Genomic DNA, 23,877 nt, shown 5'->3' with positions numbered 1-23,877 from the left:
GCATTCGCGGTGCGAACGGCGGGTCTGAGGGCACGATGCCCCGGCATCGAGCCGGGGCACCGTTCAGGGGAATCCGCCAAGATAACGTCAGGAAGCCACCCAGCGTTGTATCGCTGTGACGAACCGTGTGGAAACCGGGGGAAATGGTCCCAGCGGCGCTATTCAGAGGGCGGAGGAGGAACGCCGTGTGATCACACGAACCGTCCCAGAGGGGGTCGGCGTGCGGACCTCCATGTCTCGCAACCGCTCCCGGATTTGCTGGCGGAGCCCATCTCCAACCCCATCCATGAGTTCCTGCACGGGCGGCGTGATGACGCGAACTCGGCGATCTCCAGCTCCGTCCCCAAACTCGAAGTTGAAGCCGGTGGACGGCAATTCGGACGCTTTGACCGCTTTTACACTGACCTCGCGGTATTTCCCGTTGCCATAGACCCGGAGTGAGACCGGACTGCCGGGCGCGACCTTCTGCACCTCCCGGACAAACCGATCGATGCGGGCCGAGCGTGTCTGTTCGTCGTCGAGATCCTCGCGCGGCATCCGTACGTCCACACCATTGACGGCGGCCAATCGCTCGCCTTCGAAAACGCCTGCAAGCTCAGCCGGGCCGCCGGCGGCGACCGCACTGATAAAGAGCCCCAGCGTATCTCGCGAGGTACCGGGCCCGCCGATGGTCACGCCGATCCGGCCCCGCATATCCTCGACCATTCGCGGGGAGCTGGAGACACGGCGCACCTCGCTGCGTTCGAGGTCGGCCGCAGACACGGTCTTGAACGAGAGGGCCTTCGTGGTGCCGCTGCGCCGGTATTGCAGACGCACATCGTCACCCGGCTTGGACTTGGCCAGTACCCGCTGGAGACGACGCTGCGCCAGTCCAGTCAAGGCGAGGTCTTCGGCATCCTCCCTGGCCACCTTGAGCGATACCCCATTCACCTCGGTCAGTACATCGCCGGCCTGTAACCCGGCCTTTGCCGCCGGTCCATTGGCATCCACCGATTCGAGACGCACCCCAGCGGTGTCCGACACCGAACCGGCTCCCAGCGTCACGCCGAGTACGGCACGGTCCGCGGAGCGGGTCCACATGGTGCCCAGGGACATACGCCGCGGCACCGAAACATCAATGTTCTGTGCCTCGGCGGCACTGAAGGGCAACGCCCCCGGCAAGGTGAGCATGAAGGGCAATGCCCACAGCAGGGGTCGCATGACGCACGCGGCGCGCGCAGGAGACGATGTGTGATCAGGAGCCATGGAATCCTCGGAAGTCGTTGGCCATGCGACACCGAGGAGTTCCACGAGGGTTTACGCCCTGCTGCCCTTGGTCGGGGCGACCACACGCGCACGCAATTGAGCGGCGAGCTCCTGCCGCGTGATGGGTTTGCCCAATACGAGCAGTCCGGGCTCATGCAGGAATGCTTCTTCCTCGGGGGCCGCCGCACCACCCGTGAGCACGACCAGTCGCTCCCGCAGTCGAGGATGTGCCGTGGCCAATGCCGCCGCGAACTGCGAGCCCGAGACATCCGGCATCATGAGGTCGGTGACCACGAGATCCACACGTCGCGCGACCTCCGCGTCGGCCAACCACGCCAGCGCATCGCGGGCACGGGAATAGGACGTCACCTCGAGCCCTTCTCTGACGAGTCCGCGTTCGATCGCATGCAACGCGGAGGGATCGTCCTCCACCACGAGCACACGCAGTGGCGTGGTGGTCTTGGGCAGCACAGGGAAGGATTGTGGTGTCCGGCGCTCCCCCACGCCCTGCCTGGGCACTTTCACGGGTGGCAAACGCACCAGCACCGACGCGCCGCCCTCCGGCAGATTCGCGAACGTGACGGTGCCACCATGTGCTTCCACGATGCCGCGCGCAACAAACAATCCGAGGCCGGTACCACCGGTGGCCGCTTTGGTGGTGACGTACGGCTCACCGAGGCGAGCGGTCACTTCCGGCGCGAAACCCGGCCCCTGGTCACGCACCAGAATCTCGGCCCATCCATCCGCGCCGGTGCGCGTGACCACCGTGAGCGTCTTCCGCGTGGCGTCCGCATGCGCGAGCATCGCCTGCGCCCCATTCACGATGGGGTTCAATGCCACCTGCACGAGTCGGCCTTCATGACCATTCACGAGTGGAACATCTGCGAGTTCGGTGGAGACCGTGATGCCTTGTCGCCACTGTGGTGCGGCAACGCGCAGCGCGGCGCGCGCGACGTCGCGGATGTCGAGCGGCACTAGCTCATCGGCACCCGGACGCACGTAGGTGCGCAGTCCATCCACCACCTGACGAATGCGATCGACGCCTTCGAAAGCCTGGTCGACGGCCACCCGTCCTTCTTCATCGTCTCGGAGTGCCGGATGGTCACGCAGCTCCTCGAGATTGAAACGCAGGTACTGCAGCGGATTGTTGATCTCATGACCCACACCGGCTGCCAGTCGCCCCAGTGATGCGAGACGCTGCTGCTCGAGCATCACGCGCCGCGCGTCGTCGCGTTCTTCGGTGCGGCGACGCACTTCGTCGGTGAGGTGCGTAGAGAGCTGGTCGAGTTCATTGGCATCATCGCGGAAACCACTCAGCATCTGCCAAGCCACCGGCGCCACCACACTGAAGTAGCCCAGATCCGCGAGGTAGATGAAGTCGATCCAACCTGATGCGACGGCCAGCTCCTCGAGTGTGAAGAGCAGGAAGAGACCAAAGCCGAGCAGAATGGCACCGGCGCCCCGTTCCCCGATCCGTACCCGGCGCAGAAAACCGTAGGCGCTTCCCGCGAACATCAGGAGTGCCAGGGCGCCGGCCGCCTGCCCCAGGGCATTCAGCTCCGGTCGCCGGACTGAGGCCTGGAGCATGGGGATATAGGCGACACGCACCGGCTCCAAGACGTGGGCCAGTCCCGTGGTCACCAGCGTCAGATTGACGGCCACCGCCGCGATGCTGATGCTGCGCACCGCGAGCGGGACCGACTGCCATCTTCCGGCGTTGTCGACGAACGCAAAAATGAGCCACGTGGCCGCATGCACGGTGGCCAGGACCAGATTGGTCCCCATGGTCCAGTCGTGGTTCATGCCCTGCATGATCTGCAAGGCGCCCACGACATCGACAACACAATACATGCCCGCCGTGAGCGTCACGGCAGTGAACCATCTGGCCCGTCGCCATCGTGCAGCACCACCCAGCGTCCAAGCGGCCGCCATGGTGGTGAACTGCAACGCGACTCCGATGACCGCAAGAATCAACTCAATGCTCATCACCCCTCCCGGGGCGCGGCGCGGTCACCCCAGAGGGATCAGACCACGATGTTGAGCAACCGCTTCGGTACGAAGATCACCTTCTTCGGTGTTCCCACGACAAACTTGGCGATCGTTTCGTCAGATACAGCCCGGACCATGGCCTCATCACTGCCAATATCGGCCGGCACGCGAATCTTCCCGCGCACCTTGCCGTTCACCTGCACCACCAGATCCACTTCGTCGTCCACTAGCTGCGCGGCGTCGAAGCTGGGCCAGCCGGCGTCGAAGACACTGCCCTGATGACCGAGCGTTTCCCAGCACTCCTCGGCCAGGTGCGGCGCGTAGGGCGCCACGAGCTGCACCAGCGGCTCGACCTCGGCGCGATGCGCGACCCGCTCACCACGACGCACGGCATTCATGTACTCCATCATCGCCGCAATCGCCGTGTTGTACCCCAGGTTGGCCGAGTCCTCACCAACCTTCTTGATCGTGCGATGCAACTTGCGAATGACGTCCGGGTCGGGGCTTCCGTCACGAACGGCGTCCCGCACCGAGGCCCACAGACGGTCCAGGAAACGCCGGACACCGCTGATGCCCTGATCGCGGAAATCCCCCCCCTCCTCATACGGTCCGAGGAACATCAGATACATGCGGAAGGCGTCGGCGCCCCATTCCTCCATGTACTGATCGGGGTTGATGACGTTGCCCTTCGACTTCGACATCTTGGCGCCTTCGCGGATGATCATGCCGTGGGCGCGGAAGCGCGTGAACGGCTCCTCGAAGTCGATGTGCCCCGCGTCCTTCAGGACCATCGTGATGAAACGCGAATACAGCAGGTGCAGCACGGCATGTTCGTTGCCGCCGATGTACGAGTTCACCGGCAACCACGTCTTCGTGCGCGCGGCATCGAACGGCACGTCGTCGCGCGTCGCGCTCGGGTAGCGCAGGAAGTACCAGGCGCTGTCGAGGAACGTGTCGGACACGTCGGTCTCCCGACGTGCGTTTTTGCCGCAGGTCGGGCACGGCACCCGGTACCACTCTTCGTGACGGGCGAGCGGCGAGATGCCCGAGTCATCGGGCTTGAAGTCGGGAATGAACGGCAATTCCACCGGCAACTGCGACTCGGGCACCGGCACGGCGCCGCAGTCTTCGCAGTAGATGATCGGAATCGGCGGTCCCCAATAGCGCTGCCGCGAAATGCACCAGTCGTGCAGGCGATAATTGGTCACGGCCGTGCCATGCCCCCCGTCGGCCAGCCACGCGGTCACTTCGCGCTTGGCGTCGCGCACCGCAAGCCCGTCGAACGGACCTGAATTCACCAGACGACAGGCATCATCGTCGTCGGTGAAGGCGGCATCACCGAGTGCCGTGTCGGCCTGCTGGTCGGCCGCAGCCACCACACGCACGACGGGCAGATCAAACACCTGCGCAAATTCGAAGTCCCGCTCGTCGTGCCCGGGCACGGCCATGATGGCCCCGGTGCCGTATTCCATCAGCACGTAGTCGGCGATCCAGATCGGGATGTTCTGCCCCGTGGCGGGATTGACGGCATACGCGCCGGTGAACACCCCGGTCTTGTCCTTGCTGCTTTTGCGCGAGATGAGATCCTGCTTCGTCGCACGCTCCTGGTAGGCAGCAACATCGCTCCGCTGCGCATCGGTGGTGATGGACGCCACCAACGGATGTTCGGGCGCCAGCACGAGGTACGTGGCGCCAAAGATCGTGTCCGCGCGCGTGGTGAACACCGTGATGCGCTCGCTGCGGCCCGACACCGCAAAGGTGAGCTGCGCGCCTTCCGACTTCCCGATCCAGTTGCGCTGGGCCTGCTTCGTGACCGGCGACCAGTCGAGCCAATCGAGATTGCTCAGCAGACGCGGCGCATACTCCGAGATGCGGAAGAACCACTGCTCGAGGAAACGCTGCTCGACGGCGGTGCCACACCGTTCACACAGTCCCCCTTCGACCTGCTCGTTGGCGAGCACGGTCTTGTCGGTGGGACACCAGTTCACCGCCGCCGCCTTTTTGTACGCGAGCCCCTGCTTGTGCAGTTGCAGGAAGACCCACTGCGTCCACTTGTAGTAGTCGGCGCGCGACGTGTCGACCTTCTGGTTCCAGTCGATCATGAAGCCGGCCCGCTCGAGCTGCCGCGTGAAGTTGCCGACGTTCTTCGGCGTCAGCTCCATCGGATGTGCGCCCACCTTCAGCGCATAGTTCTCCGAGTGGATACCAAACGCGTCGAACCCCAGCGGCTGGAACACGTCATGTCCGATCAACCGATGGAATCGGGCAGAAATGTCACTGCCCGTGAAGGCAAAGAGGTTCCCGACGTGCAGCCCTTCGGCGCTCGGATACGGGAACATCATCAGCGCATAAAACGGGCGCTCAGGGGTGTCGAGCTTGGCGCGATTGGTGGCGCGCTCGGTCCATCGGGTCTGCCACTTGGGCTCGATGGATCGCGGGTCGTACGGGGTCGGCAGGGCGATTTCGGACATCTCGACAAGTTAAGCGAATCGAGGGGTCGGCGGTGCGCGCCACTGGCAGGCTGGCGGTGCGGGCGACGCGCCGAACTCGGGGACGGCCCCTCGCCGCTTGCTTCGCGGGGCGCCGGGGTGCCCCGGCGCGCCCCGCGAAGAGGCGGCTCGGAACCGCCCCCGAGGTTCGGCTTGGTCCGGCGGGCGCGGACGTCAGGCGGTAGTGCGCTGCCGGCGCGGGGAAGAGAGGGGCCTGGCACCCTCAGCCCAGCCCGGTCGCGCCCACGCAGCAAGCGGCCGCGCCTCCGGATCCCCGACCCGGCCGAGCCGCGCGCACCGCAAGCGCCCGTTGTTCAGCGGCGATAGAGAAACGCCGCGTCTTCGAGCCGAGCCCCACGTTCGTCGCAGACGGCGAACTTGCCGCCGGAGTACAGCGTGGCGCCGGTGTAGCGGCCGTCCTTGGTGATGGCGTAGAACTCGAGGTCGAACTTCGGCCGGCCGTTGGGGCCGAGCAGTCGGGTCTCCGTCATGGCCACAACCCGTTCGAGGGTTTTCATCAGCGCCTCCTGAGGGGCGAGCCCCTGGCGCATGAACTCGACCGCCAGGAACGACGCGCAGGTCTTGATGTTGGCCTCTCCCCGCCCCGTGCTGCCCGCTGCCCCCACGAGATTGTCGCAGTACTGCCCTGCCCCGATGATCGGCGAATCCCCGATACGGCCCGGCACCTTCCACGCCATGCCGCTGGTCGTCGTGACCGACGCGATGTCCCCGGCGGTGTTCACCGCGTTCATGTTGATGGTGCCCGTCGTGAACTTGATCTTGATGTCGTCATCATGATCGAGCCACGCATCGTTGGCATTGAGACGGGCCTTCCAGCGCATCCAGTCCTGACGCGACTTGTCGGTGAGCAGGTTCTGCTCCTTGAAGCCCATCGCTTTCGCGAACCGCTTGGCGCCCACGCCCACCAGCATGACGTGATCGGTGTAGTCCATGACCGCCTTGGCCACCAGCGACGGCGTGGCGATATCCTCGATGGCGGCCACGGATCCCGCCCGTCGGGTCGGGCCATGCATGCAGGAGGCATCGAGCTGCACCACCCCCTCCTCGTTGGGCAGCCCACCCAATCCCACCGACTGGTCCTCGGGATCGAGCTCCTGGATATTCACGCCGGCAATCGCCGCATCGAGCGGGTCTTCACCCGTCTGCATGCGATCGTACGCCACTTTCACCCCGCGCAGGCCATTGGCCGAAGAGACCACCACGGGACGCGCCCGGAACCCGGGTGTGGTGCCTGGGGGGGCCGCGGTCGCCTCACTCCACCAATCGTCCGGAAGTCGGGGTACAAAACCGGCGGCGGCAAGCGCGGCGGAGCGCTCGAGAAAGTCACGACGAGTCACGGACACGGGGCACTCCGGAACAGAGAGGGCGGACGAAGCAGTATGAGAAAGTACGACCTGCCACCAGCCGATCGGCTGGTCTTCGACGATACCGCTGTCGCGCCCCTGTGGCGAGACGGCTGCCGGACCGTCAGAATGTCAGTGCTGCCTCCCACCTCTTTTACTTCCCATGACCACTCCGGCCGAAATCGCCGATCTGCTGCGCGAGACCCATTTCCTCGACGGGTTCACCGACGCGCACCTCTGGAAGCTCTCCCGTCACGTCACGCCGCGTGACCTCGTCGCCGACGAGACCATCTTCAACGAAGGCGAACCACGACAGCGTTTCGCGATTCTGGTCAGTGGGGCCGTGGCGATCGAGAAGGCCGCCGATGGCCGCTCGACCCGCCTGGTGACCCTCGGACCCGGCGAGGCCGTGGGCGAAGGACTGCTGCTCGACGACAGCAATCACGGCACCACGGCCCGCGTGATCATGCCGGGCAAGGCGATGCTGCTCACGCGCACGCAGATCGAAGACATCACCCGCGAAGCGCCGCAGCTCTACGCCGCACTCGTCGCCAAGGCCGCGCGGGCCATTTCCGAACGCCTGCGCCGCGCCGATGCCACACTGGTCGGACGTGGACGCACGCTGGGCTTCGGCGGGCATCGCACGCGCCTCGAGCACGATCTGCTCGGCGAACGCGAAGTGCCGTACGAAGCGCTGTATGGTGTCCAGACACTGCGGGCCCTCGAGAACTTCCCCATCACCGGCATTCCGTTGCGCGAGTTCCCGGTGCTGATCGAAGCGCTGGCCACGGTGAAGGAAGCGGCCGCACTCACCAATCAGGAACTGGGACTGCTCGACACCCCGGTGGCCGATGCCATCGTGCGCGCCGCGCGTGAGATTCGCGCCGGCCGTCACCACGAGCACTTCCTGGTGGACATGATCCAGGGTGGCGCTGGCACGTCGACCAACATGAACGCCAATGAGGTCATCGCGAACCGGGCGCTGGAGCTGCTGAACCAGCCGCGTGGAGCCTATCAGGTGGTCGGCCCGAACGACCATGTGAACCTCAGCCAGTCCACCAACGACGTCTACCCGACCGCGGTGCGCGTTGCGCTGCACAAGAGTCTCGCCGGCTTCAGTGCAGAACTCGCACGCCTCGCCGATGCGTTCGGCGAGAAGGGGACCGAGTTTGCGTCGCTGCTGAAGATGGGCCGCACCCAGATGCAGGACGCCGTGCCCATGACGCTCGGCCAGGAATTCAACGCCTTCGCGAACACGCTGCGTGAGGATGTGGATCGTCTGGCCGAAGCCCAGTCGCTGATTCGCGAGATCAACCTCGGCGCGACCGCCATTGGCACCGGCATCAATGCTCCGCCGGGGTATGCCGATCTCGTGGCCCGCCACCTGACGGCGGTGTCCAACGTCCCGGTGCTGACGGCGCCCGATCTCGTGGAAGCCACCAGCGACACCGGCGCCTTTGTGCAGCTCTCGGGCGTGCTCAAGCGCACGGCCACCAAGCTGTCCAAGATCTGCAACGACCTGCGCTTGCTCTCTTCGGGTCCGCGGGCGGGCTTCGGGGAAATCAACCTACCAGCCATGCAGCCGGGTTCGTCCATCATGCCTGGCAAGGTCAATCCGGTTATTCCCGAAGTGGTCAACCAGGTCTGTTTTGATGTCATCGGCGGCGATGTCACCGTCACCATGGCAGCAGAAGCGGGACAGCTTCAGCTCAATGCCTTTGAACCGGTCATTGCCTACCGACTGTTGCGGGGCATCGACATGCTGCGGAACGCCTGCACCGTGCTTCGCGAGCGTTGTGTCACCGGGATCACAGCCAATGCGGACCGGATGCGTCACTTTGTAGAGCATTCGATCGGGATCGTGACGGCTCTGGTTCCCGTGATCGGGTATGAAGCAGCGAGTGACGTTGCCCGGACGGCGTTGGCCAGCGGTCGCGGGGTCTTTGACATTGTGCTCGAGCGGAAACTGGTCACCCGTGCACAGCTCGATGAGATCCTGAATCCTGCGGCCATGACAGCTCCGCGCAGCGTCACGTCGGACCGTTCCGTGAAGTCATAAAGCGCCGAGCGGCGCTCACTTTCAGCCAGACCAAACCGGTATGTCGTTTTCGCGCCTTCGTACGTGTGGTGCCGCAATCCTCGTGATGGTGCTTGCCGCGTGCGGAGGTGGCGGGGATGGCACGCCCACTCCGCCGACGCCGGTTCCGACCGTGCGGGGGGTCAGCGTCACGCCATCGGCCGCGACCCTGCGGGTGGGGGAAACGCAGGCGCTCACGGCATTGGTGGATGCGATCAATGGTGCCGGCACGACCGTCACCTGGAGTTCCGACAACCCGACGCTGGCCACCGTGTCGGCGTCGGGCGTCGTGACCGCCGTGGCCACCGGAACGGCCGTGGTGCGCGCCACCTCGGTGGCCGACACGCGGGTGAGTGGCACGGCCACCATCACGGTGCAGTCGGCCCGCAACATCACGGTCACGCCGAGCCCGGTGAGCATAGGGTCAGGACAGACCACTCGTCTCACGGCCACCGTGCAGATTGATGGTGGCCTGCCCACCACGGTCACCTGGCGCAGCGTAGCGACGAATATCGCCACGGTGTCGACCAATGGTACCGTCACCGGCGTCGCGCAGGGCACGACACAGATTCAGGCGGTTTCCACGGCGGACACGACACTGCGCGGCACTGCGGTGGTGAACATCGTGCCGGTGGTGCGATCGGTGGCGGTCACGCCCGCCACCGCTTCGGTGTTCATCGCGGCCACCCAGCAGCTCACGGCCACGGTCAGCGCCGATGCGGGGCTGGCCCAGACGGTCACCTGGCGGTCGAGCAATCCGGCCGTGGCCACAGTAAGTGCCACCGGCCTCGTCACGGCCGTCACGGTGGGCAGCTCCACAATCACCGTGCTGTCCACGGTGGACACCACCCGTCGCGCCACGGCCACGATCACCGTGCCCACGCGACCGATCTCGGTGTCTATCGCGCAGCGCAATGTCAGCGTGAATCCCACCACCAGTGTGGCGCTCACCGCCACCGTTACGGCGGACCCCGGGGTCAGCACCGCACTGTCCTGGAGCTCCAGCACGCCGAGTGTTGCTTCGGTGAGCGCGACCGGCGTGGTGACCGGTGTGACGTCGGGCTCCACACTCATCACCGCGTCCTCGGCCGCTGATGCGTCGAAGTGGGACACGGTGACCGTACGCGTGGTACCGCGCCTCGCGAATAGCTGGACGGCGGCGCGTCTGAGCGGCCCACTGTACGACGATGTCGTGGCGATTGCCCCATTCGATGGCAGCAACTCGTTCGCCATCAACGCGAACGGTGACATTCTGCGATGGAACGGCACCGCGTGGGCCGTGAGTGCCCGTGGCACCACATACAACACGACGTTTTTTGCCCTGCACGCTTCGTCGAGCACCAATCTCATCGCGGTGGGCTCGAACGGTGCGATCGCACGCTGGAACGGTACGGCCTGGGCAAGCATGACATCGGGCACCACACGGCCGCTGTACGGCGTGTTCGTGGAGAACGCGACCACGGCGTATGCCGTGGGATCGGGCGGCACGATTCTGCGCTGGAACGGCACCACCTGGAGCAGCGAGACGTCGGGATCGACGCTCGTCCTCAACGGCGTGTGGTCCGGTGACGGGGTGGCGTATGCGGTTGGCGCCGATGGCGAACTATTGCGCCGCACAGGATCCACGTGGGCCCGTGTCGCCGTGCCCACGGTGGAGACCCTGTATGGCGTGCACGGACTCACGCTCGCGAACGTGGTGGTCGTGGGATCCGGGGGCACCATCCTGCGCTGGAATGGTTCGGAATGGTCCACCCTCCCCTCGAGTGGCTTGTCGGGTGGGTTCTACGCCGTGACCGGATCCGCCGCCAATGATGGTCGGCGCTATGTCGTTGGCGACGATGGCGTGGCACAGATCGATGGCAACGCCGTATCAGTGGTCACCACCCCGTATGCACCACGTCTCTACAGCGTCGGCCTCGACGCCAATGGTGCGGTCTGGGCCACGGGGCAGCGTGGTGCGGTGATGCGCAGCGGGACACCATGGACCACCCTCAACCTGGCGCCGGATCTGCTCGACGTCTGGACCACGGCCGCCAACAGCGCATGGGCGGTGGGTGAGTTTGGATCCATCTACCGTTGGGACGGCTCCGCGTGGACCCGGCAATCGACACCCACCACCGCCACGCTCGACGCGGTGTGGGCACCGAGTGCCACCGAGGCCTACGCCGGCGGCGAGAACGGCACCATGCTGCGCTGGAACGGGTCGACCTGGACCACCATGACGTTCCCCAGCACCAGCACGGTCTATGCGCTGTGGGGGACCAGCGGCACCAACGTCTACGCCACCACCGCCGCCGGCGAAGTACTGCGCTACAACGGCACCGTGTGGACCATCACGACGACGATGAGCAGCGCACTCTGGGCCGTGTACGGGTACAGCGCCAACGAGGTGTTCGTGTCCGGTGAGAACGGCATCGCATCGCGGTACAACGGCACCACCTGGAGTGCATTGCCCGCGCCGTCGGGCGGCACACTGGCGGGCCTCTGGGCGACCGGCGCCTCGGGGCTCTACACCGTGGGCGCCAACAGCCAGGGCACGGCCGGTGTGGCGTATTCCTGGAACGGATCGGCGTGGAGTACGCTCGGCGTGAATTCCACACGCATTCTCACGTCCATCTGGGGACCGAGTCTGCTCGATCTGTATGTCACCGGCGATGTCGGTACGATGCTGCATTTCGATGGCACCCGGTGGCAGACCATGACCACCGGCACGACCGATCTGTTGTGGAGTGTGTCTGGCGCACCGAATGCCACAGGCGGTGCGTTTGCAGTCGGCTACAACGCCACGATTGTTTCGGGTTCGCTGTCCAGCGGTGCACTGCGCGCTGCCGTATCTGGCGCGGCAGGGGTAGGTGGCCGCGCGTCGCTGGAACCGGCGAGTGGTGCCGCGTTGCGACGTGGTCCGTTGCCTGTCGGTGCCAAGCGCTCGAAGCGGCATCGATAGTCACCGAGTCATAATCAGGCCGCGAGACACATCGCCGAAAAGAACAACTGTGTGATGTGACGAAGGGAGCGATCACCACGGTCGCTCCCTTTTTCATTGGCGATTGCGTGAAATGTGACACGTGTTCCGAGGGTGTGACGGAACAACGAAACACATTGTGCCAATCGTGCCGCCGGCGTGCGTGAGTCGTCCAAGGATCGAACCGTCTTTCACGTGTTCCTTGGATTCCTCGCATGCCATGACTGGTCTTATTTCGTTGGACAATTCGACGTCGTGCGCCGCTCGTACGGCTGCTGCCACGTTCCTGATGCTCGCCACAGGGTTCTTCGCGGCCTGTTCCGGTGGTGCAGATACCACCACCGGACCGAGTACCGGTGGTGGGGGTGGCGGCAACACACCAGCCAGTCTGCAACTCTCCACATCGTCGGTGAGTCTGGCCGCGATCGGTTCGTCCGAGCAGATCAACGCCACGGTGCGCAATGCATCCGGCGGTGCGATCGCCGGTACGTCCGTGAGTTGGTCGAGTGCCGACATCACCGTGGCCGATGTGGCAGGTAGCGGTACGACCGCCGTCGTGACGGCACGCGCGCCTGGCCGCACCACGGTGCGCGCGCAGATCGGCGCTTTTGTGCAGGACATCGCCATTCATGTGCTCGCGGTGCGGGATCTGTCGCTGACACCCGCCACCGGCACGCTGCGCGCCGGCGATCAACTCTCATTCGTCGCCACCCTCGACGCCGATCAGGGTGCGGTGGCTGCCGTGCGATGGTCCAGTGAAAACCCCGGTGTGCTGACGGTGTCTTCGAGTGGCGTGGCCACCGGCATCAGCCCAGGCACCGCCGTGGTGCGCGTGACCGCGATTGCCGACTCCCGTGTGACAGCCGCCGCACTGCTGACCGTGACGCCGGCGCGCCATGTGCGCATCAACGCCGCGCCCACCACGTTGTGGATCGGCGACGATGTATCACTGAACGCCATCATCGATGTCGACAGCACGCAGTCACGCGATGTGCAGTGGAGCAGCAGCCAGCCGTCGGTGGCCTCCATTTCCGCATCAGGCGTCGTGACGGCGCTTGGTGTGGGGACCACGACGCTGCGCCTGACCGCGGCTGCCGATCCTCGCTTGCAGGACTCGGTTCGTCTCGACGTGCGTCCGGCCCGTGTGGTGGTGGTCTCCCCCGCTTCAGTGTCGCTGGGCGCCGGTGAGACACGCACCCTTGCCGCACAGGTCACCATCGAAGCCGGCATGAGCACCACAGTGACGTGGCGTTCGAGCGATCCGGCCGTCGCGATGATTTCACAGAGTGGCATGGTCACGGGTGTCTCGCAGGGCAGCACGACGATCACAGCCGTGTCATTGGCCGACACCACGCGCCGCGGCTCGGCCACGATTTCCGTGGTGCCGATCGTGCGGGACCTCGATCTGTCACCCACGGCGTTGTCGATGTTCCTGGCCGACAGCCGTCCGCTTCAGGCCACACTCTCGGCCGATCCGGGTGCCTCACAGGCCATCATCTGGCGCACGAGCAACGCCTCGGTGGCCAGCGTGAGTGACGAGGGCATGGTCACCGCCAATGCCGTTGGTACGGCCATCATCACCGCGTTGTCCGCTGCTGATTCAACCCGCCGTGCGACCGCGCTCATCACGGTGCGGTATGCACCGGTGGTCACGGTGTCGCCGACGAATGTGTCGCTGGAAGTGGGACAGACCCGACAGGCGTCGGCGTCGGTGCAGGCGGATGCCGGTGTGAACCGGACCGTGACATGGCGCTCCGAAGATCCGCGCATTGCCACGGTGTCCGCGACGGGTCTCATCAGTGCCGTCACCTTTGGATCGACCACCATCACCGCCGTGTCGGTAGCGGATACCTCCCGCAGCGCGTCAATTGCCGTGCAGGTGGTGTCGGTGGTACACAGCATCGCGATTTCGCCGACGACGATCATCCTGGCGCCCGGTGAGGCCCGCACCTTCTCTGGCACCGTGACGGGTGATCCCGGCGCGCCGACCGGATTGATCTGGCGCACCAGCAATCCGTCGGTCGTAGCCGTTGCCGCCAATGGCACGGCCACCGGCGTGGCAGCGGGCAATGCCACGATCACCGTCCTGGCCGCTGGTGACACCACCAAGCGCGCGACCGCCACCGTCACGGTGCGCGCGGCGTCCGTGGTCAGTGTGGCGCCGGCCACCGTGGCACTCTCGCTCGGCCAGCAGCAAACCATTGTCGCCAGTATCACGGGCGAAACAGGCCCCGGCCAGGGTGTCACCTGGCAGTCCGCCAACACGTCGATCGCTACCGTGACCGCCGGTGGTGTGGTGACGGCAGCGGGCTTTGGCACCACGCTGGTGACGGCGACATCAGTATCCGACACGACACGGTCCGCATCGGCCACCATTACGGTGGTGCCGCAGGTGCAGTCGGTGAGTGTCACACCGGCGTCGGCAACCATCGCCGCCAGTCAGACGGTGCAGCTCACTCCTTCGGTGGTGGCGCAAGGTTCGCTGTCGCAGGCCGTGATCTATCGCAGCAGCAATCCCGCCGTGGCCAGCGTGAACTTCGCGGGCCTGGTGACGGGAACGGGCCTCGGCAGTGCGGTGATCACGGTGGCGTCGGCCATCGACACGTCCAAGCAGGCGACGTCGGCCATCACGGTCACGGCCACACCGCAGGCACCAACGCAACTGGTGAACAGTTGGACCAGCAGCCGTCTCGGCGGGGCGCTGCATGAAGATGTGGTGGCGCTGGATGCGCCCGATGCGTCGTCGATCTTTGCCGTCAACTCCATCGGCAACATCTACCGCTACAATGGCTCGACCTGGACACTGTCGGCGAGTGGATCGAGCTACGGCACCCGCTTCGTGTCCGTGAGTGGCAGCAGCGCCAGCAATGTCGTTGCCGTGGGCACCAATGGTGTCATCGCGCGCTTCAATGGCAGTTCATGGAGCACGATGAGCAGCGGCACGGCGCAGACGTTGTATGGTGTCTTCCTCGAGAGCGCGTCGCTGGGCTTCGCGGTGGGTGCCAATGGCACGGCGCTGCGGTTCAACGGCTCGAGCTGGAGCGCGACCAGCACCGGTTCGTCGGAGGCGTTGTCTGGCGTGTGGTCCACCGGTGGTACTGCCTTCGCGGTGGGCACCGGTGGCGAGATTCTGCGCTACAACGGTTCTGCCTGGACCAAACTGCCATCAGGTTCTTCCGAGGTGTTGATGTCGGTGTCCGGTACGTCCACCTCGAATGTGGCGGCCGTCGGCACCTTCGGCACCATTCTGCGCTTCGATGGCACGCAGTGGACTCGTGTCGCGGCCGGCTCGGCGACGGGTGATCTCTTCGGCATCGTGGGCAGCAGTGCCAACGGCGGACGGATGTACCTCGCGACCGATGACGGACTGTTGCAGTTGAACGGTTCTTCGGTCACGCCGATGTCCACGCCGTATGCGCCGCGCCTGTTTGCGGTCGCCCTGGACGGCGCCGGCAACCTGGTCGCCGGTGGACAACGCGGTCTCGTCATGCGCACACCGGGCTCCTCCTGGGAGACGCTCAATGCGTCCCCGGATCTGATCGACGTGTGGACGACGAGTGCGAACAACGCGTGGGCCGTGGGCGAGTTCGGCTCCATCTATCGCTGGAATGGCAGTGCCTGGAGCCGTCAATCGACTCCGACCACCAGCACGCTGAACACGGTGTGGGGCAGCAGCGCCAGTGAAGCTTTTGCGGCTGGCGATCAGGGCACGATGCTGCGCTGGAATGGCAGCAACTGGACGACGATGGCGTTCCCGGGCAGCGGTGCGGTCTACGGCCTCTGGGGCACGAGCGCGAGCAATGTGTACGCGGTGACGTCGGCCGGTCAGGTGGTGCGCTTCAATGGATCGACCTGGAACGTGGTGGCCTCCATTTCGGGCTCACTGTGGTCGGTCTTCGGGTCGTCCGCCTCCGATGTGTACGTCTCGGGTGAAGCGGGTGTGGTCCTGCGCTTCAACGGCACCAGTTGGTCGGCGATGAATGCCCCGACGTCCGGTACGATCGCCGGGATCTGGGCGGAGAACGCGTCGAATGTGCTCGCGGTGGGTGCCAGCGCGGGTGGCACGAGCGGTCTGGCATTCACGTCGACCGGGGCCGGCTGGAACAGCATGAACACCGGCACGACGCGCGTGCTCACCAGTGTGTGGGGCCTTCGCGCCACGGATCTCTATGCGACCGGTGAGGCCGGCACGATCCTGCGCTACAACGGCACGTCGTGGAGCAACATGAGCACGGGATCGACGGATTTGCTGTGGGCCGTGACCGGGCCGGCGAGTGGCGCGACCGGCGCTTTTGCGGTGGGTTACAACAGCACCGTGGTGGCGGGAACCGGTAGCGGCTCGCTCATCGCGGCGGCCCGTGCGGGAGCAGTGGTGGGTTCACTGAACCCGGCGGTAGGGGCACGGACCGCGAAGGGGCCGTTGAAGAGCGGGAAGGAGCGGGGAAAGAAGGGGCGGTAAGGGGGCTGGAACTGCGGGGGCTGGGACGACGGAAGCTGGTCCTACGGAAGCTGGTGGGACGGGAGCTGGACCCACGGGAGCTGTGAAGACGGGAGCTGGACGGACGGGGAAAAACGGGAGCCGGACCAACGACCGCAGTGTCGGTTTCGTGGTCCGGCTCCCGTTTTTCCCCGTCCGTCCAGCTCCCGTTCGTCCAGCTTCCGTAGGACCAGCTCCCGTTCCACCAGCTTCCGTGGTTCCAGCTCCCGTTTCTACATCCCAATGAAAGGTCCGGCCCCGGCGCTAGTCCCGCGAAAACGCCGCCATGGTTGGTCCCATCGCGTCGATCGTCTCGCGGGCATGCCAGCGATCCTTGCCGTTGTACAAAAACGCAAATGCCAGAATCTCGCCGTTCTCGGCGGTCACGTAGCCCGACAGACCGATCACATCATTCGTCGTGCCCGTCTTGGCATGCAGGTTCCCCTGCGCCGGTGTGGCGCGCATGCGGTTGCGCAGCAGCTCGGACTCACCGGCCACTGGCAACGACGCGTGGAAGGCGCTGCCCCACTGGGCGTGATGCGCATGATCGAGTAGCTGCACCAGCGAACGCGGTGTCACCCGATCGAGCACCGACAAACCGCTGCCATCCGTCGCGGTCACGGCATCGGGCGCGGCACCGACCTGGCGCACCATGAAGTCCTTCAGCACCGTCGCCGCCGTCTCGGCCGATCCAACGGTCGTCTTGTCCGCTCCACGCGCCGCGTTGCGATACAACATCTCGGCGTAAAGGTTGATGCTCTCGCGATTCATCACCGACACGAGCCGAGCCAGTGGGGGTGACGGCAGACTGGTGACCACGGTAGCGGTTGACGACGTGCGTCCAGCCTTGGTGGCCCCATCCACCTTCACGCCCTGTGCCTCGAGCGCGGCGCGGAATGCACCGGCGGTGAAGGTGGACGGATCACCAACCACGAGCTGATACCGCACCGTGCCTGCACGCGCGCCGATGGTGCCCGACACCACCACCCGATCATCGCCCACACGGCGCGCCGTGATGCGGGATCCGCCACCGGCCACGGTGCGCACGGTGTTGGTGATGGTCAGCGCCTGAGTGGCAGGCTCCAGAAACACCTTCGCGCCGTCACCGGACCCACCGGGCGTGACCCCTACGATGACAATGTTCTCGTTGAGCGACAGCGCCGAAAACGGGGCCGCATACCCGGCTCCTGCATACCGACTCAGCCATCCCTCGGGAATGCGGCGTGACTCGAACGCTGATGCATCGGCGATGATGTCGCCGGTCACCCGTTTGATGCCCGTACCGGCGGTGAACTGCGCCAGCAGATTCATCGACGCGTCGGGACCACCCCGCACGAACCGCGGCGACAGCGACGGATCGCCATCACCACGCAGCACCAGGTCGCCCGACAGCACGCCGTTGGCATCCACGGTGCCATCACGCAGCACATCCGTGCTGAACGTGTGTTCAGGCCCCAGCTTCTCGAAAGCGATGGCCGATGTGAACAGCTTCATCGTGCTGGCCGGCACCATCGGCGCATCGGCGCCGCGCGCAAACAGCGTATCGCCACGCGAGATGCTCACCACGATCGCGCCCCAATCGCCATTGCGGGTGCGGCTGCCAAGCAGCGTGGACAGATCGCTGGTCAGCGCTTCGGTGCCACGCGGCGTGGTGTAGCGCAGCACCGGCACAATGGGCGCCTTGGTCGCGCGACGTTTCGTGGCCGTGGTGGCGCGAGCCGGACGTTTTTTGGTGGTCGTCGTGCGTTTCTTGGCCTGAGTGCGGGTGCTCTGTACGAGCAATCGCGAGGACAGAGCACCCGCGGACGGCGCTGCGTGCCCCTCCGTGAGAGGCGCACCGAGCAACGATCCGATCACCAGCGCGGACACCCAACGCGGGGACCGGAAGCTTCGTGCCATCATGACATCACACCTTGAGAACGAAACCACGCTTCCATGCGGCCCAGAGAATGAGGAACCAGAGCGCCACAAAGGAAACGGCATACGCGAACGATGCCTCCCGCAGCGGGAGCCATGACGCGTACACAGTCTTGAACACGAATCCCTGCGCCGAGATCCGTGATCCGTCCCCTGTCTCCCAGGTCCACAGGGAGGAGATGCACCGCGCCATCAGGCCGGAGCCAAGGAACGCCAACATCGGGTTGGTACCATACACGACGAACGGAAAGGTCCAGCGTCGCAACCCGATCCCATCGATGAGCCACATGCAGGTGGCCAGTGTCACCGCGCCCGTCCCTGCGGTGAAGACCACATAGGAGCTGGTCCAGATGCTCTTGTTGATGGGGAAAACCCAATGCCACATCAACCCCACCATCATCGCCAGCGCGCCCACGGCGAACAAGGCCACCAAGCGCTCGTGCAACGTGAGTTCCTGCCGAGCGATCCATCGACCGGCAAAGGTGCCGCAGATCATCGTCCCAATGGCCGGAATGGTGCTCAGCAATCCTTCCGGGTCCCACGTTTTGGCGCCACTCCACAGGTGATTCACGCCAAGCACCGTGCGATCGAGCCATGCGCTGAGTAGCTGATCGGGCTTGTCGAGCACAAAACGTCCCGCGACGCCCGTATCGGGTACCGGCACGAGCGTCATGAGAGCCCAGTAACCGAACAGCAGCGCGGCGAGAATGACACCCTGCTGCCGCACGGTGGTGCGCCAGGTGAGCAGCGCGCCGCACAGATAGGCCACACCGATGCGTTGCAGTACGCCCATGATGCGCCAGTGTTCGAAACGATCGATGACCCGCTCGCCAAACGACGCACCAGGCAATCCGGGCGGCCAGGTGAAAAACGGGAAGCCGGCCAGCAGCAGTCCAAAGAGAAAGATCAGCGCACCGCGCTTGAGGATCTGCCGCAGGATTGCCTGTTCATCATCACCACGCGCGCGACGTGCCCGCAGCGACAGTTCGGTGGTGATTCCTACGATGAACAGGAAGAAGGGGAAGATCAGATCCGTCGGCGTCCACCCGTGCCATGGCGCATGTTGCAACGGTGGATAGATGGCAGACCAGGTTCCGGGATTGTTCACGAGCAGCATGCCGGCCACGGTCATACCGCGAAAGACATCAAGCGACAGCAGTCGCTCCGCCTTGAAGCTGCCCGTTGGTGACGTCACGGCTTGGGCGCCACCGTACCGGTGGGAGTGCCTGCGGCCGCGCTATCCGCCGCGGTCGGTGCCGCCGATGGAGACGCAAGCCTCCACCCGGTTGTATCACAGCGCACCACCATCGTGCGATTGTCGGCCACCTTTCCGTCGTGTTCTCCACCGACGTAGTGACCGCCAAGGGTCACGGTCACCGTGTTGCCGTTGTCGGCTTCGGTCTTGCCACGATACACCACCAGCATGGACGCGTAGGGCCCTGAGTACTCCAACTTCTCGCGGACCTGCGCCTGTCCCTTTGGATCGCTCGTGTAGAAGTACGTCGGTCCTTTGTCCTGCAGCACCTTGAACCCGTCGTCCGGCAATGCCGAATCGGTTCCGGCGGCGCTCAGGAAGCGCTGCGGCGTAGGACGGGCATAGGTGATGAACTCCCGCACCGCGACACCGACCGCGGTGGTATCGCGACTCGTACAGATGGGGCCGGTTGCGACCGTGTCAGCCCCCGCTTTTGCCTTGTCCGACGTGCCGCCACCACAGGCCGCAAGGGCTGACACGAGCGGCGTTGTGATGGCTACCGCATGACGGATGGTGAAGCGTGCGGAGTATGGCATGGCGGGCGGCGGGATCGGGTGATACTCTCGCGAAGTCCATCGTGTTGACACTCCGACACGCGGCACGACGGAAAGGTTGAACGGGAACGCAGGGCAGCGGCCGGTGGTAGAGCCTAGAGGGTGACGCCACCAGCGTCGCTGTCAAACGCAGTGTGGTTGCAACATCCGGGTTTGTCGAGGGGCAAACCCGATGGTCACCGCAAACGTGGAGGAAGGCATCGGATGTCAGCCAATAATGCCGTCGCCCGTGAGGGTATTTCCGTTGGACTCATCGGCGCCACCGCCATCGCGGTCTGGTTCGCCATCCTTGATGCCACGCGAGGAGACTTGCTCGGCACGCCGGTGATGCTGGGCAACGCGATTGCATCGTTGTTCCTCGATGGAGCCCAGCCCAGTCGCGCTGGTGCGTTTCTCGGATACACGCTGTTTCACTTCATCGTGTTCTGCGTTGTCGGCGTGGTGTTCTCGTGGGTCGTGAACTCCGCCGAACGTGTGCCATCAGCGTTCATCGGTTTCGCAGGCCTGTTCGTCGCCTTCGAAGTGGGTTGGATCGGCTGGACGACGGTGTTGGCCCGTGGGTTCGGTGAACTCACGTGGGCTCAGGTCTTCGTTGCCAATCTGATCGCGGCCGCCGCGATGGGCGCCTATATGTGGCGCATGCACCCAGCCCTTCCACGCCGCGTGAATGCGGCTTTGGCTGGTGCTCCCGAATAGACACGGGATGCAGAGTGTAGCGGGTAGAGAAAGCCTCCGGACCGCTAACGGTTTCCGGAGGCTTTCCTTTTGTCTCTACCATCTTCACCGTCGCCCTACTCGGCGAGCGGATGAACCTCTAGCCCCAGTCGCTGTCCAACGCCTCACTCAGCGCAGCCAGGGCATCATTCCACCGCCGACGCAACACGTCCGCGTCGACCGACTCCGGCAACATGGTGTGCTCCACGCTGACCGCCGTGCGAGTGTTGCCCTGACGTACGATGGCGATGGCTGCCTGCGACCCATCGGGAAACGCCAATCGCGCAAACCGCGGTGGCAGCGCACTCGTGATACGATAGAGGCGTTCCGGTGCCCAGTCCCGCTTCGTGGGATCGTTCACCATGCGAAACACCGCACTGGCCGGTGCATGCACGATGCGGGAGAGCTCCACAAATGGACCGGAGGGTTTGATCGGCGTGACCTCGCGCGCGACACCTCGCGTGGCGTCCGGTCGCGCATCGCGTGTATCCCGCGCCGCAGCGGATCGACGGTCGGAGGATCGACGATCGGCGGCCCCGCCGCGCCCAGCGCCTGCGGGTTTGGGCTTGCCACTTCTGGCACTGTCTGACGACGGCTTGCCGCCCTTTCGGCCGCCCGATTTGGCACCGGTGGCTTTGGCTCCACCAGCCTTGGGCCGCCCAGCTTTTGGCTTGCCCGCAGAGGGTTTTCCACCTCCGCCATCGCCGCGTCGTTCGTGGCCTCGGGTCATCCGTTGCTCACCGTGGGAGCCCAGGTCACCTGGGCACTGGCTTCGTCATCCTCACCACGCGCCGACCACTTGAAGAACACCACGGTCATCACGGCATAGAAAAACACACCGCCCGGGATCCACATGATCAGGCCACCATACTGCTGGTCGTCCATCGGCGTGATGCCCATGATACGGGGGGCGATCGCATACGCCGGATACAACAGCGTATCGGCCATCGCGATGTAGATCGAGATGATCGACATCGGGATCACCATCAGGAAACAGTACAGCATTTGCGCCGGGTACGGTGCTCGCGGCAGGTCAGGCAGCGGCGACATGAGTGGCCACCACATCAACACCGACGCCGCGATGAACATCAGGTGTTGCGTGATGTGCACCGGGTGATACGCCAACGCGAGGTTGTACAACGGCGGCAAGTGCCAGAATGCCAGCACCAGATTGAAGATGACGAAGCAGGCCACAACCGACGTCGTGCGCCGCGCCAGACGGTACAGCGCGGGGCGTCGCAGCAACGGGCGCAGCATCCACCCGGGTGTGCCATGGATCATCAACGGCGGCACGATCAGCGTGAGGACGAGGTGCTGCACCATGTGCGCACTGAACAGATAAAAATCGCTCAGGTCGTGCAACGGCCCATTCAACGTGACAAAGAGCAGCGCGAGCGCGGTGAAGAACGACAGCCGCTGTCCCATCGTAGGGCCGACCGCGGCCCCAACGGGCGACGGAAGAGCCGCAGCAGGTCCGGCATCAGGCGATGCCGCACCGACCGACACCGGATGCAGATCGGCAGCCGACGGTCCTTGCCGCGCGCGCCAGATATAGGCTGCCCCGAAGGCAGCGATCCCGATGGCCGTGCTCGGATGGACCGAGAACTCGCGGAGCGAGAGTTGGGCGACAGGATGAAGGAGTGCCAGCATGATACCGGCAATCTAACCGATCGTAGACGGGATCCGGCCGAGGCCCCACATCTCGCAACGACAACGGGTCCCGGTGAAACGCCGTATGGCGCCCACCGGGACCCGCAGTACCCGTGGAGGGGTCAGTCTGTCGTCACGCGTTCAGCTGAGCGATCCCAATCGAAGCACCAGCTTCGAGAAGAGGAACAGCAGGCCGATCAGCGTGAGACTGGCGACGATGAACGGTCCCGTGAACAGCGCGCGGAACAGCTTGTGGTCGTACTTGAGGTGCATGTAGTACGCCACCACGATCACGAACTTCACCGACGACATGATGAGCATGCTGGGGACGTAAATCCAGCTGTTTTCCCATGCCGGGATGTAGTACGCCGAGACTTCGACGGCGGTGATGATGGTGAGGATCAGGGCGACCTTCCAGTACGTGGACCAGGTCGGATGGTCCTCAGCGTGGGCGCCGTGCGCCCCCTGCGAATGATCAGCCATCATCGCCTCACTTGATGAGGTAAACGAGGGTGAAGATCACGATCCAGATCACGTCGACGAAGTGCCAGTACAGCGCGGCGATGTCGACGAGCAACGAATCCTTCGGTTCCAGGCCACGCTTGTAGTCGATCGCCAGCAGCGTGAACAGCCAGATCACACCGGCCGTCACGTGCGCGCCGTGGAAGCCGGTCAGCGTGAAGAAGGAGGAGCCGAAGAGGTTCGTGCGGATCGTGAGTCCTTCGTGGATGAAGGACGTGAACTCGTAAGCCTGACAGCCGAGGAAGACGATGCCGAGCAGGCAGGTCATCCACAGCCACAACTTCGAGTTGCCAAGAATGCGTTCACCCGTGGTGGTCTTGGGCACGTGGCGGTTCTGCACCGCGGCCAGGGCCAACACCATCGCCAGCGACGACATCAGGAGCACGAAGGTGGACGCCGACGTGACCGGGATGTTCAGGATCGGCTTGAACACCTGGCCCGTCGCCGGGTTCGTCCACACCTCATGCGGATACGGTCCCTCCGGACTCCGCCCCTTGTAGATCAGGTAGGTGGAGATGAGGGAGGCGAAGAGCATGCACTCGGACCCGATGAAGGTCCAAATGGCGATCTTGCGGTTGTCGAGCCCGAGGGTCGTGTAATGGCCGCCGCCGCCGTGCGCGTGGCCGTCGCCGTGGGCGGCGGGAGCAGTGGTAGCGGTCATC

The 23,877-nt window shown here is 65.0% G+C and carries 15 protein-coding genes; 4 read left to right on the top strand and 11 right to left on the bottom strand.

Annotated features, from left to right (window positions below; translation table 11 throughout):
• Positions 1–162 precede the first annotated feature (162 nt).
• From GAU_RS02645 to GAU_RS02630, 4 genes are all read right to left on the bottom strand, one after another.
• Positions 163–1,245, bottom strand: coding sequence for a PDZ domain-containing protein (locus GAU_RS02645; RefSeq protein WP_083765401.1), 1,083 nt, complete (start codon positions 1,243–1,245; stop codon positions 163–165).
• 51 nt (positions 1,246–1,296) lie between these two features.
• The gene (locus tag GAU_RS02640) at positions 1,297–3,231 is read right to left on the bottom strand and encodes a hybrid sensor histidine kinase/response regulator (RefSeq protein ID WP_012682008.1); all 1,935 of its coding nucleotides are present in this window, start codon (positions 3,229–3,231) and stop codon (positions 1,297–1,299) included.
• Positions 3,232–3,269: 38 nt separating this feature from the next.
• Entirely contained in the window at positions 3,270–5,705 is a 2,436-nt protein-coding gene (gene leuS / locus GAU_RS02635; RefSeq protein WP_012682007.1) for a leucine--tRNA ligase, read from the bottom strand.
• 332 nt (positions 5,706–6,037) lie between these two features.
• Complete coding sequence (locus GAU_RS02630; protein ID WP_012682006.1) at positions 6,038–7,087, bottom strand: N(4)-(beta-N-acetylglucosaminyl)-L-asparaginase; 1,050 nt, start codon at positions 7,085–7,087, stop codon at positions 6,038–6,040.
• 163 nt (positions 7,088–7,250) lie between these two features.
• On the opposite strand from GAU_RS02630, the gene GAU_RS02625 reads away from it, so the two are divergent.
• The 3 genes from GAU_RS02625 to GAU_RS20250 all read left to right on the top strand — a co-directional run bounded on the left by GAU_RS02625 (position 7,251) and on the right by GAU_RS20250 (position 16,585).
• The gene (locus GAU_RS02625) at positions 7,251–9,146 is read left to right on the top strand and encodes an aspartate ammonia-lyase (RefSeq protein ID WP_083765400.1); all 1,896 of its coding nucleotides are present in this window, start codon (positions 7,251–7,253) and stop codon (positions 9,144–9,146) included.
• A gap of 40 nt (positions 9,147–9,186) precedes the next feature.
• Positions 9,187–12,108, top strand: coding sequence for an Ig-like domain-containing protein (locus GAU_RS20255; RefSeq protein ID WP_012682004.1), 2,922 nt, complete (start codon positions 9,187–9,189; stop codon positions 12,106–12,108).
• A 238-nt stretch (positions 12,109–12,346) separates the two neighbouring features.
• Positions 12,347–16,585, top strand: coding sequence for a beta strand repeat-containing protein (locus GAU_RS20250; RefSeq protein WP_052574199.1), 4,239 nt, complete (start codon positions 12,347–12,349; stop codon positions 16,583–16,585).
• A gap of 282 nt (positions 16,586–16,867) precedes the next feature.
• On the opposite strand, the gene dacB is transcribed toward GAU_RS20250, so the two are convergent.
• The 3 genes from dacB to GAU_RS02600 are packed head-to-tail and all read right to left on the bottom strand — an operon-like array spanning position 16,868 to position 20,311.
• A complete protein-coding gene (gene dacB, locus GAU_RS02610) occupies positions 16,868–18,505 on the bottom strand; it encodes a D-alanyl-D-alanine carboxypeptidase/D-alanyl-D-alanine endopeptidase (protein WP_012682002.1) in 1,638 nt (545 codons plus the stop codon).
• 4 nt (positions 18,506–18,509) lie between these two features.
• Positions 18,510–19,715 carry an acyltransferase family protein gene (locus GAU_RS02605; protein ID WP_012682001.1) on the bottom strand — a complete coding sequence of 402 codons (1,206 nt, stop codon included), beginning with the start codon at positions 19,713–19,715 and terminating at the stop codon, positions 18,510–18,512.
• On the bottom strand, positions 19,712–20,311 hold the full coding sequence (locus GAU_RS02600; protein WP_012682000.1) for a hypothetical protein: 600 nt from the start codon (positions 20,309–20,311) through the stop codon (positions 19,712–19,714). The genes GAU_RS02605 and GAU_RS02600 overlap by 4 nt, the downstream gene beginning before the upstream one ends.
• 120 nt (positions 20,312–20,431) lie before the next feature.
• Here GAU_RS02600 and GAU_RS02595 point away from each other — a divergent pair, with 120 nt between their 5' ends.
• The gene (locus GAU_RS02595; RefSeq protein ID WP_425483086.1) at positions 20,432–21,025 is read left to right on the top strand and encodes a Bax inhibitor-1/YccA family membrane protein; all 594 of its coding nucleotides are present in this window, start codon (positions 20,432–20,434) and stop codon (positions 21,023–21,025) included.
• A 118-nt stretch (positions 21,026–21,143) separates the two neighbouring features.
• Here the strand turns inward: GAU_RS02595 and GAU_RS22115 are convergent, their stop codons facing one another.
• The 4 genes from GAU_RS22115 to GAU_RS02575 all read right to left on the bottom strand — a co-directional run bounded on the left by GAU_RS22115 (position 21,144) and on the right by GAU_RS02575 (position 23,876).
• Complete coding sequence (locus GAU_RS22115) at positions 21,144–21,773, bottom strand: hypothetical protein (RefSeq protein ID WP_012681998.1); 630 nt, start codon at positions 21,771–21,773, stop codon at positions 21,144–21,146.
• A complete protein-coding gene (locus GAU_RS02585) occupies positions 21,770–22,693 on the bottom strand; it encodes a cytochrome c oxidase assembly protein (RefSeq protein WP_012681997.1) in 924 nt (307 codons plus the stop codon). Before GAU_RS02585 ends, GAU_RS22115 begins: the two co-directional genes overlap by 4 nt.
• A gap of 141 nt (positions 22,694–22,834) precedes the next feature.
• Positions 22,835–23,179 carry a cytochrome C oxidase subunit IV family protein gene (locus GAU_RS02580; RefSeq protein ID WP_012681996.1) on the bottom strand — a complete coding sequence of 115 codons (345 nt, stop codon included), beginning with the start codon at positions 23,177–23,179 and terminating at the stop codon, positions 22,835–22,837.
• Positions 23,180–23,183: 4 nt separating this feature from the next.
• A complete protein-coding gene (locus GAU_RS02575) occupies positions 23,184–23,876 on the bottom strand; it encodes a cytochrome c oxidase subunit 3 (RefSeq protein WP_012681995.1) in 693 nt (230 codons plus the stop codon).
• Between the last annotated feature and the right edge of the window lies 1 nt (position 23,877).

The organism is Gemmatimonas aurantiaca T-27 (genome assembly GCF_000010305.1).
GTDB lineage: Bacteria > Gemmatimonadota > Gemmatimonadetes > Gemmatimonadales > Gemmatimonadaceae > Gemmatimonas > Gemmatimonas aurantiaca.
This window is presented reverse-complemented; position numbering and strand designations above follow the sequence as displayed.